The sequence below is a fragment of the Streptomyces sp. NBC_00091 genome, from assembly GCF_026343185.1.
GTDB lineage: Bacteria > Actinomycetota > Actinomycetes > Streptomycetales > Streptomycetaceae > Streptomyces.
This window is the reverse complement of record NZ_JAPEMA010000001.1, coordinates 416,447-429,577: the sequence shown is the minus strand read 5'-3', so window position 1 is coordinate 429,577 and position 13,131 is coordinate 416,447. Positions and strand designations below refer to the sequence as shown.

Genomic DNA, 13,131 nt, shown 5'->3' with positions numbered 1-13,131 from the left:
CTGTTCAGAGTTCCTTTCCGATGTACTGCGAGGGGTCCGGCGACGGGGTCGCCGGGGTCTGCTGGGAGTCGAGGAGGGGGGCCAGGGCCCGGGCCCGGTCGAGGTCGCCGGGCTCGTCGATCTCGATGGCCCGCTCGGGGGCCGTGGGGACGAGCTGCGTCCGGCCGAAGAAGCGGTGGCCGTGCCGGCGGAAGCCGTCGGCGCGCATGGCGTAGACGGCGCCCGACTCCAGGTATTCGGGCGTACGGTCCTGGCGGCGCAGGCGTACGGAGCTGTCGTGGTTGACGCCGTGCGCGCGGTGGCCGGGCCCGCCGCCGGGCCCGGTACCCCAGAGGAAGCCGTGGAAGGGCACGGCGGTGAAGGCGGAGTCGGCGCCGTCCCGGACGATGGCCAGGACGGTCTCGTCGACCTCCTGCGGGGTGATGAAGGGGCTCGTGCACTGGACGAAGACGAGGACGTCCACCGGCTCCCCGTGCCGCTCCTCCAGGACGTCCAGCGCGTGCAGCAGCGCGGATTCGCTGGAGGCCTGGTCGGAGCCCAGCTCCGCCGGACGGTCGACGACTTCGGCGCCTGCCTCGCGGGCGGCGCGGGCGATCGCCCCGTCGTCGGTGGACACCACGACCCGGGTCACCTGGGCGGCGCCGAGGCAGGCGCGGACCGCGCGGGCGACGAGGGGGACCCCGCCGACCCCGGCGGTGTTCTTCCCGGGGATGCCCTTGGAGCCGCCCCGGGCGGGTATGACGGCGGTGACGTTCACAAGGCTCTCCCCTGAGCTGCTGAGGTGAAGGAGGGCGGTCATATGCCGCCCCACTGCTGGATCTTCGGGGCCACGCGCTGGACCCCGAACTGGTAGGCGACCTTCAGTACGCGGCGGGAGGTGCGCCGCATGGGGCCCCGGGAGCGCCCGGCGGCGGCGCCCGCGCCGGGGGAGCCGTCCGGATTCAGACCCCGGCGCCGCAGCAGCGTACCGACGTATTCGGGCGCGCTCTCGGCCGTGTAGTACGGGGTGATGGGAGGCAGCCGCCGGCCGCGCAATTCGAGGATCCGGTGGCGGAGTTCGCCGAAGGGATCGACGGCGCGGATTCCCTGGTCGACGGTCCAGGATTCGTGCGCGAGCGGGGCGGCGCCCTCGTCTATCGCGGACCAGTCGGTGACGCACCCGGAACCGATGAAATAGTGGTTGCCGTGAATTTCCCGTACGCCGAGGTCGCTCAGGATCGCCGTCGGCATTCCCCGGTGCATGGATTCGAGGGCCGCCGTGGAACTGACCGTCACCAGCAGATCGGTGCGGTCGAGGGTTTCCGACATGTTGCCGTACACGAAATGCAGGTTACGGGGCAGCGGTTCGTCCAGCTGTTCCGCGAGGACCTGGTAATGGAAGGCCTCCACATGGGTGGTTGCCTCACCTGGCTTGCTGCGGAGTTTTATGAGTACGTCGCGCCCGGGCCGCAGTCGTGCGTGGGATATCGCACGGCGCAGCATGTACATTCGGCCATTCCGGTCGACGGGTACCGAAGGCTGCACCGCGAAGCACACCGTATAGGGGTGCCGGGCGTGCGTCCGGTTCATGTCGTAAGGCCTTTGGTCGAGGAAAGGTAGTGCGGTCTGGACGATGCACGAGCCCGGAATTCCGAGGGGCTCGTACACGTCGCTGAACCGGCGCCGGTCGAAAGGGCTGTTGGCGAGGACGATGTCCGCGCCGGCGCGCAGCAGCAGGCCGTCGGACATCTTCTCGTAGACGACGCCGACGTATCCGGTCATGAGGATCGGCCGGCGGGCGGCGCCGCGGAAGCGGTGGGCCAGCGCGTGCAGGGCCGCGTGGGTGGAGCCGCCCACCGTTCCCAGGATGACGAGGTCCGCCCCGTCCAGTTCGGGCGCCGTCGCGAACTCGGCGAGCGTGGCCTCGGTGATCGAGGCGGGGGTGATGCCGACCTCCGCCAGCTGGCGTGCCGTCGGCGTGCTCCTGCCGCGCAGCATGTGGGCGTGCACCTCGCTGCCCGGCGCCAGGCCCACCGCCAGCCCCGCGCCCCATTTCCAGCGGGTGTCGGAGTCTGCGAGCACGTGGATGCGCACTTGGTGATTCCCGGGTCGGTCGGCGGAGCCCAACTGCCGTCGGCACGCCCGCAGCCGGCGCGGGCAGGGCGGGATTGCCGCCGGGCCCGATAGACCCTACATGCTCACCTGAGCCTTATGTGTCACGAATAGGCCTCGACGGGCAAGGGAGTTGTACGTCACACCGGAAGGCTCCTGGAGCCTCTCCGGGCGCTTCTATCATGATGTCCGAAGTGTTACTTGCGTGGGCTGGAGGAGAGTGCGGACGGTGTGTCCGTGCGGCCTCCCAGATGTGTGTGGGCAATGGGGAGAAGGTGAGTGCTTCCGGTGGTGACCCTTTCGGTAATCGTCGCGATGTGTGACGTCCGGGAGTTCTGTCGGACGGCGCTCAAGTCCTTGGCGCTCAATGCCCGGGAGGATTTCGAGTTCATCGTGGTGGACGACGGATCCGTTGACGGGACGTCAGAGATCCTGCGGGAGATGGTGCCGAGGATTCCCGGTGCCGTATTGATCCAAAATGAGCGGAACCTGGGGATATCGGCCACCCGCAACATCGGCCTTTCGGCGGCCCGCGGGCGCTTCTTCACCTTCCTCGACGGCGACGACTGGTACGCCCCCGGATATCTCGCGCAACTGGTCGGCTGGATGAGCCAGTCGGGCGTCGACTTCCTGCGCACCGGACACGTCCGGGTGTACGGGAGAAAGCGGAAGATCGTCATGGCGCCGCTCGCGCCGAGGGCCCTACCGTTGAATCCCGCGGACTACATCGGCCCCGTGGACGCCTCGACCTTCATGGACTACCCGCAGTCCTGGGCTGGGATCTACGACCGCGAGCGCCTCCTGGAAGTCGGCGCCCTGTTCTTCGACGAGACGCTGCGCACCGCCGAGGACCGCCCCTGGTTCTACAAGCTGCACCTGCGCACCCGCTCCTTCGGAGTGGTCGACCTCCACGGCATCTTCTACCGCCGTGATGTGTCCACTTCACTCACCAAGGTCCCGGACGAACGGCAGCTGGACTTCCTCCCCGCCTTCCGGCTGATTTTCGAGGAGCTCGCGCACCACCCACGCGGATATGAACTGTCGTTCAAGGCGATGCGAACTCTCTGCGCGCTCATCGTCATTCACATGGACCGCGCCGAGTCGTACGAGGAACTCACCCGGGGTCTGCTGCTGGAGCGGAGCGCACAGATCCTCTTCGACCTCCCCCAGGACGTCCTGGAAGGGACGCTGGAAGGAATGGACTCCACACGCGTGAAGAAGCTCAGAGCACTGATGTCCCGGCACCTGGGCGCCGCCGCCCGATGACCCGGATATTCGCCGCCTCCACCCTCTACGGCGCCATGACGGTGGCCGCCGCCATCGACGCCGGCCAGCTAGGCCAGGACGACCGCGAGCGCATCCTGCTCGTGTGCAACAACGTCGACATCCCCGAGGTCGCCACCCCCCTGCACCACATGCCCGGCGCCGCCGCCGTACTGGCGCGCTTCCACCGCGTCGTCTACTGGAACGACCTCATCTACCCGTTCCACCCGGCGCTCTGGTCCCCCCGCGACGAGGACGCCCCGCTGTGGCGCACCGTCATGGCGGAGAAGATCGGCATCCGGCCGGGCCCACTAGAACTCGTCGTCGAGTCGATCCAGGTCAAGCCCGCCCAGACCCTCTGCAAGATCTTCTCGGACGCCACGCTCGCCGTGTACGCCGACGGGGTCATGAGCTACGGCCCCACCCGCAACGACCTCCCCCGCAACATCCACGGCCGGATCGCCCAGGTCCTCTACCTCGACCTGGTCCCCACCCTGCTGCCCATGCTCCTCACCGAGTACGGGATCCCCTCGCAGCCCGTGCACAGCGAAGCCGTCCTCAAGCTGATGGCGGAGGTCACCGGCGAGTGCCGCCCGATCCTCGACCGGGTGATCCCGCCCGGGCTGGCCGCGCGCGGCCCCGAGACCGCGGTCCTGCTCGGCCAGTACCTCTCCCCCCTCGGCATCCTCACCGAGGCGGAAGAGGAGGAACTGCACCTGCGCATGTTCCAGAACGCGCTGCGCCTCGGCCACACCTCGGTCGTCTTCAAACCCCACCCCAGCGCCCCCTCCAGCCTCGCCGACGCCCTCGGCGAGGCGGCCCGCGAGGCCGGAGTCCCCTTCCTCGTGCTGGACGTGCCCGTCCTCGCCGAGACGGTCTTCGAGTACCTGCGCCCCCGCCAGGTGATCGGCTGCTTCTCCACCGGCCTGTTCACCGCCCGGGCCCTGTACGGGATCCCCGTCGCCCAGATCGGCGCGCTCGAGGTCATCCGGCGGATGCGGCCGTACGCCAACAGCAACCGCATCCCCGCCACCCTCACCCACGCCCTGCTGCCCGACCTGGAGGTACCGGCCGGCCCCGGCGCCCCGGCCGACCGGGTGCTGGACGCCCCGTACATCCAGGGCGAGGTCACCCCGTACGTCCAGGCCGTCGGCTACTGCATGCAGCCCAAGCGGTACGCCTTCCTGCGCCCGGTGGCGGAGGAGTACGTGGCCGCCGCCGTCGACCAGTGGGAGGGCCGGCCCGAGCTGTCCATGCACTTCAACGAGCGGACCCGGACCCGCCTGGACCTGCCCGGCCCGCGCACCTGGAAGTGGAAGCGCGGCAAGGGCTGGACGTTCATGGCCGCCAGGGAACGCGGCGAGGACGACGCACCCTTCACCGACATCACCCTCAGCGGGTTCGCCTCGCTGGTCGAGGCCAAGGACGACCGGGGCGTCCTGGAGGTGGGCGCGCGGCTGCTCGCCGAGCACGAGAACCTCGACCTGCTCATCGGCATGGCCCAGGCCCACATCCGCCGCAAGGAGACCGACCAGGCCAGGCGGAGGATCGAGCGGGCCGTCGAGATCTCCGCGGACAGCGGGCGCGCGCTGGTGTGGCTGCGGATCGCGGAGACCGCCGCGAAACTGGGCAGGGCCGGCGACGACATGCGCCGTGACGCCGCCCGCCGGGCGCTCGGCATCAACCCCGAGTCACCGGCCGCCCAGCGCCTGGTCAAGAGCGGCCGGCTGGGCCGCAGATGAACGCGAACGGCCCGTCCGCACCAGGTGCGGACGGGCCGTTCTGCGTACTGCCGTGCGTTACGCCGGGACGCTGGCCACGCCGGGGGCGAGGAACTTCTTGCCGTTCACCCGCTCCGAGACGCCCTCACGGTCCAGGTACGGGGTGATGCCGCCCAGGTGGAAGGGCCAGCCCGCACCGGTGATGAGGCAGAGGTCGATGTCCTGGGCCTCGGCCACGACACCCTCCTCCAGCATCAGGCCGATCTCCTGCGCCACCGCGTCCAGGACGCGGTCGCGGACCTGCTCCTCGGTCAGGACGGAGTCGCCCTGCACCAGGAGGGCGGCGACCTCGGGGTCCAGCTCCGGCTTGCCGGAGTCGTAGACGTAAAAGCCGCGCTTGCCGGCCTTGACGACCGCCGCCAGGTTCGGGGAGACGGTGAAGCGCTCCGGGAAGGAACGGTTCAGCGTCTCGGAGACGTGCAGACCGATCGCCGGTCCGACGAGCTCCAGGAGCACCAGCGGGGACATCGGCAGGCCGAGCGGCTCGATGGCCTTCTCGGCGGTCACCACCGGGGTGCCCTCGTCGATGACGTTCTGGATCTCGCCCATGAAGCGGGTCAGGATGCGGTTCACGACGAACGCCGGGGCGTCCTTGGTGAGGACCGCGGTCTTCTTCAGCTTCTTGGCGACACCGAAGGCCGTGGCCAGCGAGGCGTCGTCGGTCTGCTCACCACGGACGATCTCCAGCAGCGGGAGGATCGCGACCGGGTTGAAGAAGTGGAAGCCGACCACGCGCTCCGGGTGCTGGAGCTTGGAGGCCATCTCCGACACCGACAGCGAGGAGGTGTTGGTGGCGAGGATCGCGTGCGCCGGGGCGACCGCCTCGACCTCCGCGAACACCTTCTGCTTGACGGACATCTCCTCGAACACGGCCTCGATGATGAAGTCCGCGTCCGCGAAGCCCTCGGCCTTGTCGAGCACACCGGTCACCAGGGCGGTCAGGCGGTTGGCCTTGTCCTGGTTGATGCGGCCCTTGCCGAGCAGCTTTTGGATCTCGGCGTGGACGTAGCCCACACCCTTGTCCACGCGCTCCTGGTCGATGTCGGTGAGGACCACCGGCACCTCGAGGCGGCGCAGGAAGAGCAGCGCCAGCTGCGAGGCCATCAGGCCCGCGCCGACGACGCCGACCTTGGTGACCGGACGGGCCAGGGACTTGTCCGGGGCACCGGCCGGGCGCTTGCCGCGCTTCTGGACCAGGTTGAAGGCGTAGATGCCCGAGCGCAGCTCGCCGCCCATGATCAGGTCCGCGAGGGCCTGGTCCTCGGCGTCGAAGCCGGCCTGGAGGTCGCCGTCCTTGGCCGCAGCGATGATGTCCAGCGCGCGGTAGGCGGCCGGAGCGGCGCCGTGCACCTTGGAGTCCGCGATGAAGCGGCCCTTGGCGACGGCCGCGTCCCAGGCCTCGCCGCGGTCGATCTCCGGGCGGACGACCTCGGTGGTGCCGTTCAGGACGTTGGCCGTCCAGATCAGCGACTGCTCCAGGAAGTCCGCGCCCTCGAAGATCGCGTCGGCGATGCCGAGGTCGAAGACCTGCTTGCCCTTGAGCTGGCGGTTCTGGTTCAGCGAGTTCTCGATGATCACCGAGACCGCGCGCTCCGCGCCGATCAGGTTCGGGAGGATGGCGCAGCCGCCCCAGCCCGGAACCAGGCCGAGGAAGACCTCGGGCAGGGAGAAGGCCGGGATGGCCTTCGAGACGGTGCGGTACGAGCAGTGCAGACCGACCTCGACACCGCCGCCCATCGCCGCGCCGTTGTAGTACGCGAAGGTGGGGACGGCCAGCGCCGAGAGGCGCTTGAAGACGTCGTGGCCGCCCTTGCCGATGGCGAGCGCCTCGTCGTGCTTCTTCAGCAGCTCGACGCCCTTGAGGTCGGCGCCGACCGCGAAGATGAACGGCTTGCCGGTGATGCCCGCGCCGATGATGGAGCCCGCGAGGGCCTCCTGCTCGACCTGGTCGATCGCCGCGTTCAGGTTGGCGAGGGACTGCGGGCCGAAGGTGGTCGGCTTGGTGTGGTCGAAGCCGTTGTCCAGCGTGATGAGCGCGAAGCGCCCGGCGCCGAAGGGCAGGTCCAGGTGGCGGACGTGCGCGGACGTGACGACCTCGTCCGGGAACAGCTCGGCCGCGCCCTTCAGGAGCTCAGCGGTGGTGCTCACTTGGAGTCTCCCTCGGCGTTGAAGTTCGGGTTCTCCCAGATGACCGTGGCGCCCATGCCGAAGCCGACGCACATGGTGGTCAGGCCGTAGCGGACGTGCGGCTGCTCCTCGAACTGGCGGGCCAGCTGCGTCATCAGACGCACGCCGGAGGAGGCCAGCGGGTGACCGAAGGCGATGGCGCCGCCGTACTGGTTCACGCGGGCGTCGTCGTCGGCGATGCCGTAGTGCTCAAGGAAGGCGAGCACCTGGACCGCGAAGGCCTCGTTGACCTCGAAGAGGCCGATGTCCTCGATCGTCAGACCGGCCTGCGCGAGGGCCTTCTCGGTGGCCGGGATCGGGCCGTAGCCCATGACCTCCGGCTCGACACCCGCGAAGGAGTACGAGACCAGGCGCATCTTGACCGGGAGGTTGTTCTCCCGGGCGAAGTCCTCGGACGCGATGATCGCGGCGGTGGCACCGTCGTTGAGACCGGCGGCGTTGCCCGCGGTGACCCGGCCGTGCGTACGGAACGGGGTCTTCAGGCCGGCCAGGTTCTCCAGCGTGGTGCCCGGGCGCATCGGCTCGTCGGTGGTGACCAGGCCCCAGCCCGTCTCACCGACCGCCTCGTTGGTGTTGCGCACCGAGATCGGGACCAGGTCCTGCTGGATCTTGCCGTCGGCGTACGCCTTGGCGGCCTTCTCCTGCGAGCGCACGGCGTACTCGTCGGCGCGGAGCTTGGTGATCGTCGGGTACCGGTCGTGCAGGTTCTCGGCGGTCATGCCCATGAACAGGGCGGACTCGTCGACCAGCTTCTCGGAGACGAAGCGCGGGTTCGGGTCCACGCCCTCGCCCATGGGGTGGCGGCCCATGTGCTCGACACCGCCGGCGAGGGCGACGTCGTAGGCACCGAAGGCCACACCGCCCGCGACGGCGGTCACGGCGGTCAGCGCGCCGGCGCACATGCGGTCGATGGAGTAGCCCGGGACGGACTGCGGGAGGCCCGCGAGGATGCCGGCCGTGCGGCCCAGCGTCAGGCCCTGGTCGCCGATCTGCGTGGTCGCGGCGATGGCGACCTCGTCGATCTTCGCGGGGTCCAGGTCCGGGTTGCGGCGCAGCAGCTCCCGGATCGCCTTCACGACGAGGTCGTCGGCGCGGGTCTCGTGGTAGATGCCCTTCGGGCCCGCCTTGCCGAACGGGGTGCGGACGCCGTCGACGAAGACGACGTCCCTGACGGTACGAGGCACGTTGGCTCTCCTCCAGGTGCGGGTGTGCACTGCTGCGCGGGGGCGTCTCGGCTTACGTCACTGAGCGCCCGCTCACCCGGCCCATGCTACTTGCGGGTAACCCATGTGCACACCCCCTCCCCGAACAGCGGCGAAGGTCACACTGCCCGGGACCGCACGAGCCCCCTCGCGCCCCCGCCGTGCGCCCGGCCGATCGGCGCGCCCGCGCTACCCGATCGGGTCGCGCGGGCGGCCGGCCCGGTCACGTCCGTGGCATTGGGCGCACCCCGGTCCGACGCTGGGCTCGGCCCGGTACACGCCCCGGGCCCGCCGACCGAACAGGAGTGCCGCGATGCCCGCACCCGTCGTCACCGACCACCACGTGCCCCACATCTCGACCATGCCCGCGAACAAGGGCGACGTCGTGGAACTCTTCGTCCGCGAGCGCAACGGCACGCCGACCGACGGCCCGCGCCGGCCCGTCCTCATGCTGCACGGCCGGAGCGTCCCGGGCCTGGCGGCCTTCGACCTCGCGCACAAGAAGTACAGCTGGGCCGACGAGCTGGCGAAGAAGGACTTCGACGTCTTCGTGATGGAACTCCAGGGATCCGGCCTGTCCACCCGCCCGAAGATGGACGACCCGCGCAACGTCAGCCCGGCGCAGCAGAACCTCCTCGTCCCCAATCCGAATCCGACGCTCTATACCGGCGGGCCGAACTACGCGGCGCAGCTGAACAACTCGCAGAGCGACTGGGACGAGGTCGACACGGTCGTCGAGTTCATCCTCGGGATCACCGGCGCCTCGGAGGTCGACCTCATCGGCTATTCCGCGGCCGCCCAGCAGCTCGGGCCGTACGCCATCCAGCACCCCGGCAAGGTGCGCAGCCTCTTCCTGCTGGCGCCGATCTTCCCGCCGAAGGGCAGGCCGAGCGCGCCCGGGACCGATTTCGACGCACCGGTGCCGCTGCCGGTGTCCGCTCCGGCGGCCGCCTTCGGCTATCCGATGACCGTCGGCACGAAAGGCGGCTTCAAGACCGTGTGGGACAGGGACCTGCACTGTCCGCAACAGCGCGAGAGCGACGACATGGTCGACATCGTCTGGAAGGCGGTCATGGACACCGACCCGATCGGCCGCTACTGGGGCGGCCCGGTGCCCGGAGCGCCGGAAGGGCTGAACCGCGTCCGGAACTCGTACTGGTGGGGATGGAACTCCACCACCGTCAAGCTGAACGGGACGCTCGGCGCCACGGTACCCGTCTGCCTCGTGTACGGGGCGTACGACACCATCGTGAACACCTCGCCGGACCTGGGCCTGCTGTACTTCTCGGTGCCCGAGCTCTACAAGGCCATGCCCGGGCAGGACAAGCTGATGTTCCGGATCGCCTGCGCGAGCCACCAGGTGCCCTGGGAGCGCGAGTCGAAGCTGGTGCACACCATGTCCGAGCACTGGCTCAAGCAGGGCAAGGTCGAGGGCGCGACCTCCGGCGCCTTCGACCGGGACGAGGACGGGGTCCTCACTCCCTTGTAGTGAGGACCCCGCACACGTTTCCGGCGGCCGGCCGGGTCAGGCGGTCGCGGCGAGGGCCGTGACCAGGGCGTCGGTGACCTGTTCGATCTGCCAGGGGCGGGCGCCGTAGCCGGCCAGGGCCCCGGCCACCGTGTCCGCCTCCAGTCGCTGCGGAGGCTCCCAGCACAGCCGGCGCACCGTGTCCGGGGTGATCAGGTTCTCCTGCGGCAGGTTCAGTTCCTCCGCCAGCGCCGATACGGCCGCACGGGCCGCGGACAGCCGGGCCGCGGCGGCCGGGTCCTTGTCCGCCCAGGAACGCGGCGGGGGCGGGCCCGCCGGGGTCGCCCCCGGCTGCGGCAGCTCGTTCTCGGGCAGGGCCTTCGCCCGGTCCACGGCGGCCATCCACTGGTCCAGCTGGCGCCGGCCCATCCGCTGCCCGTACCCGGGCAGGGCCGACAGCGCGTGCACGTTCGCGGGGAGGGCCAGGGCCGCCTCCACGATCGCCGCGTCGCCCAGCACCTTGCCGGGGGAGACGTCCCGGCGCTGCGCGATGCGGTCGCGGGACTCCCACAGCTCCCGTACGACCGCCATCTGCCGGCGGCGGCGCACCTTGTGCATGCCGGAGGTACGGCGCCACGGGTCCTTGCGGGGCGGGGCGGGCGGGGCCGCGGCGATGGCGTCGAACTCCTGGCGGGCCCAGTCCAGCTTGCCCTGCCGGTCCAGTTCCTTCTCCAGCGCGTCCCGCAGGTCCACCAGCAGCTCCACGTCCAGCGCGGCGTAGCGCAGCCACGGCTCGGGGAGCGGGCGGGTGGACCAGTCGACGGCGGAGTGCCCCTTCTCCAGGGCGTAGCCGAGCACGCTCTCGACCATGGCGCCGAGTCCGACCCGGGGGAAGCCCGCCAGGCGGCCGGCCAGCTCGGTGTCGAAGAGCGAGGTGGGCACCATGCCTATTTCACGCAGGCACGGGAGGTCCTGGGTGGCGGCGTGCAGGATCCACTCGGTCCCGGAGAGGGCCTCGCCCAGCGCGGACAGGTCCGGGCAGCCGACCGGGTCGATCAGCGCGGACCCCGCGCCCTCGCGGCGCAGCTGCACCAGGTAGGCGCGCTGGCCGTAGCGGTAGCCGGAGGCGCGCTCGGCGTCGACGGCCACGGGCCCGGTGCCGGCGGCGAAGGCCGCGACCACCCGGGCGAGCGCCTCGGCGTCGGCGACGACCGGGGGGATGCCCTCGCGGGGCTCGAGCAAGGGAATCGGCGTCGGCTGCCCATCGGACGGAACCTCGGCGTCCGGGGGGCCGCCCCCGGTGGTGGTGCGCAGGTGTGCTGCGGTCTCTTGGGCGTCGGTCACCGGTCAAGGGTATCCGTGGATGTGACGCGCCCGTCGCCGGAACGTTCCGTCGACGGGCGCGAGGGGGAGGGGACGGGCGATTCCCGGGGTTCCCCGGCAGGTCGCCCGGGAGCCTCGGGGCGGGAATCAGTGGATGATCCCCGTCCGCAGGGCGACGGCGACCATTCCGGCCCGGTCGCCGGTGCCCAGCTTGCGGGCGATGCGGGCGAGGTGGGACTTGACGGTCAGGGCGGACAGGCCCATCGAGACGCCGATGGCCTTGTTGGACTGGCCCTCCGCGACGAGGCGCAGGACCTCGACCTCGCGGCCGGAGAGCTCTCGGTAGCCGCCCGGGTGGCTCGGGGCACCCGGGGGGCGGCGGTGCATACGGGCGGCGGCGGCACCGATGGGGGCGGCGCCGGGCCGGGTGGGGAGCCCGATGTTGGTCCGCGTACCGGTGACGACGTAGCCCTTCACTCCGCCCGCGAGGGCGTTGCGCACGGCACCGATGTCATCGGCGGCGGACAGGGCCAGGCCGTTCGGCCAGCCGGCGGCGCGGGTCTCGGAGAGCAGGGTGAGACCGGAACCGTCGGGCAGGTGTACGTCGGCCACGCAGATGTCGCGCGGGCTGCCGACGCGGGGGCGGGCCTCCGCGATGGACGACGCCTCGATCACGTCACGGACTCCGAGGGCCCACAGATGGCGGGTCACGGTGGAACGGACGCGCGGGTCGGCCACGACGACCATGGCCGTCGGCTTGTTCGGGCGGTAGGCGACCAGGCTTGCGGGCTGCTCGAGAAGAACGGACACCTAGGCCTCCTGGGGGAGTGGCGGGACGGGCCGGCTCGGGGAAGGAAGCCGGTTCGCACCGTGCGGATGGTCACTGACTCCTTCGGCACGTCACCCACCCGGCTTTAGGGAATGATCACGATTTGGTGAGTAACAATTCGGGCAATTCGGACGCATGATCGATCAAGGGATGATCAGAAAGCCGCCCGGCGCGCGCTGTTCTGACACTCCGTTACGGACTCGGGCGTACGTTCCCGGTGCGCGAGGGGGGCCGGACGGCCCTCTCCGGCCGCGCGGCTACGGGTGGTGCGGACCGCGCCGCTGTGGCAGGGACACCACGCCCGTGGCGCTGTCCGTCGGCCCCACCGGCGGCAGCCCCGCGATCTGGCACAGCAGCTCGCACCAGGCCGCCAGGTGCGCCGTGGTGTCCGGCACCCCGCCCACCCCCTCGCGGGGGGTCCACGAGGCTCTGATCTCGATCTGGGTGGCCGGACGCCGCTCGGCGAGCCCCCCGAAGTAGTGCGAGGCCGCCATGGTCACGGTCCCGCTCGCCTCCCCGTACGCCAGCCCGCGCGCCTCCAGCGCCCCCGTCAGCCAGGACCAGCACACCTCCGGCAGGAGCGGGTCCGCCGCCATCTCCGGCTCCAGCTCCGCCCGTACCAGCGTCACCAGCCGGAAGGTGCCCTGCCAGGCGTCGTGCCCGGCCGGATCGTGCAGCAGGATGAGCCGGCCGTCGGCCAGATCGTCCTCCCCCTCCACGACCGCCGCCTCCAGGGCGTAGGCGTACGGCGCCAGCCGCTGGGGCGGCTTCGTCGGGTCGATCTCGATCCCGGGCCGCAGCCGCGCCTTGCGCAAGCCCTCGACCGCCCGCCGGAACGGGAGCGGGACGGAGCTCTCCTCCGCGCTGTCCATACCGTCAGCGCCATCTGAAAATCGTCCCTGAGCCGCAGCCATGCCGGGAAGACTAGGCGGAACGAGCGCCCGTACGGCGCAGGGACACCCGCGCCGGGCCGGGCACTTCTTCATA

The 13,131-nt window shown here is 70.8% G+C and carries 9 protein-coding genes and 1 pseudogene; 3 read left to right on the top strand and 7 right to left on the bottom strand.

What is annotated here, in order from left to right:
* Nucleotides 1-40 precede the first annotated feature (40 nt).
* Together OOK34_RS01860 and OOK34_RS01855 are read right to left on the bottom strand one after the other, a co-directional pair.
* Nucleotides 41-799, bottom strand: a pseudogene (locus OOK34_RS01860) (NTP transferase domain-containing protein); the annotation flags it as partial.
* A complete protein-coding gene (locus OOK34_RS01855) occupies nt 796-2,073 on the bottom strand; it encodes a DUF6716 putative glycosyltransferase (RefSeq protein WP_267032105.1) in 1,278 nt (425 codons plus the stop codon). The gene OOK34_RS01855 and the pseudogene OOK34_RS01860, both read right to left, overlap by 4 nt.
* A 309-nt stretch (nt 2,074-2,382) precedes the next feature.
* On the opposite strand from OOK34_RS01855, the gene OOK34_RS01850 reads away from it, so the two are divergent.
* The gene (locus tag OOK34_RS01850) at nt 2,383-3,357 is read left to right on the top strand and encodes a glycosyltransferase family 2 protein (RefSeq protein ID WP_267032104.1); all 975 of its coding nucleotides are present in this window, start codon (nt 2,383-2,385) and stop codon (nt 3,355-3,357) included.
* The gene (locus OOK34_RS01845; protein WP_267032103.1) at nt 3,354-5,096 is read left to right on the top strand and encodes a polysialyltransferase family glycosyltransferase; all 1,743 of its coding nucleotides are present in this window, start codon (nt 3,354-3,356) and stop codon (nt 5,094-5,096) included. The genes OOK34_RS01850 and OOK34_RS01845 overlap by 4 nt, the downstream gene beginning before the upstream one ends.
* 57 nt (nt 5,097-5,153) lie before the next feature.
* On the opposite strand, the gene OOK34_RS01840 is transcribed toward OOK34_RS01845, so the two are convergent.
* Nucleotides 5,154-7,283: a 3-hydroxyacyl-CoA dehydrogenase NAD-binding domain-containing protein gene (locus OOK34_RS01840; protein WP_267032102.1), complete on the bottom strand. Its 2,130-nt coding sequence runs from the start codon at nt 7,281-7,283 to the stop codon at nt 5,154-5,156.
* Nucleotides 7,280-8,506 (bottom strand): acetyl-CoA C-acyltransferase, encoded by a 1,227-nt coding sequence (locus OOK34_RS01835; RefSeq protein ID WP_267032101.1) that lies wholly within the window; start codon nt 8,504-8,506, stop codon nt 7,280-7,282. The genes OOK34_RS01840 and OOK34_RS01835 overlap by 4 nt, the downstream gene beginning before the upstream one ends.
* A 331-nt stretch (nt 8,507-8,837) precedes the next feature.
* Here OOK34_RS01835 and OOK34_RS01830 point away from each other — a divergent pair, with 331 nt between their 5' ends.
* Nucleotides 8,838-10,013 carry an alpha/beta fold hydrolase gene (locus tag OOK34_RS01830; RefSeq protein ID WP_267032100.1) on the top strand — a complete coding sequence of 392 codons (1,176 nt, stop codon included), beginning with the start codon at nt 8,838-8,840 and terminating at the stop codon, nt 10,011-10,013.
* A gap of 36 nt (nt 10,014-10,049) precedes the next feature.
* Here OOK34_RS01830 and OOK34_RS01825 read toward each other — a convergent pair whose 3' ends face one another.
* The 3 genes from OOK34_RS01825 to OOK34_RS01815 form a co-directional block, all read right to left on the bottom strand.
* Complete coding sequence (locus tag OOK34_RS01825; RefSeq protein ID WP_267032099.1) at nt 10,050-11,336, bottom strand: ribonuclease D; 1,287 nt, start codon at nt 11,334-11,336, stop codon at nt 10,050-10,052.
* A 126-nt stretch (nt 11,337-11,462) separates the two neighbouring features.
* Nucleotides 11,463-12,125 (bottom strand): response regulator transcription factor, encoded by a 663-nt coding sequence (locus OOK34_RS01820; RefSeq protein WP_007267191.1) that lies wholly within the window; start codon nt 12,123-12,125, stop codon nt 11,463-11,465.
* Nucleotides 12,126-12,401: 276 nt separating this feature from the next.
* Nucleotides 12,402-13,058 (bottom strand): DUF3000 domain-containing protein, encoded by a 657-nt coding sequence (locus OOK34_RS01815; protein WP_267032098.1) that lies wholly within the window; start codon nt 13,056-13,058, stop codon nt 12,402-12,404.
* Nucleotides 13,059-13,131 lie beyond the last annotated feature (73 nt).

Bases quoted from the DNA above. Each gene is read 5' to 3' on its own strand.
- OOK34_RS01830 (WP_267032100.1), top strand. From the start codon at position 8,838: ATGCCCGCACCCGTCGTCACCGACCACCACGTGCCCCACATCTCGACC.
- OOK34_RS01815 (WP_267032098.1), bottom strand. From the start codon at position 13,058: ATGGCTGCGGCTCAGGGACGATTTTCAGATGGCGCTGACGGTATGGAC.
- OOK34_RS01845 (WP_267032103.1), top strand. From the start codon at position 3,354: ATGACCCGGATATTCGCCGCCTCCACCCTCTACGGCGCCATGACGGTG.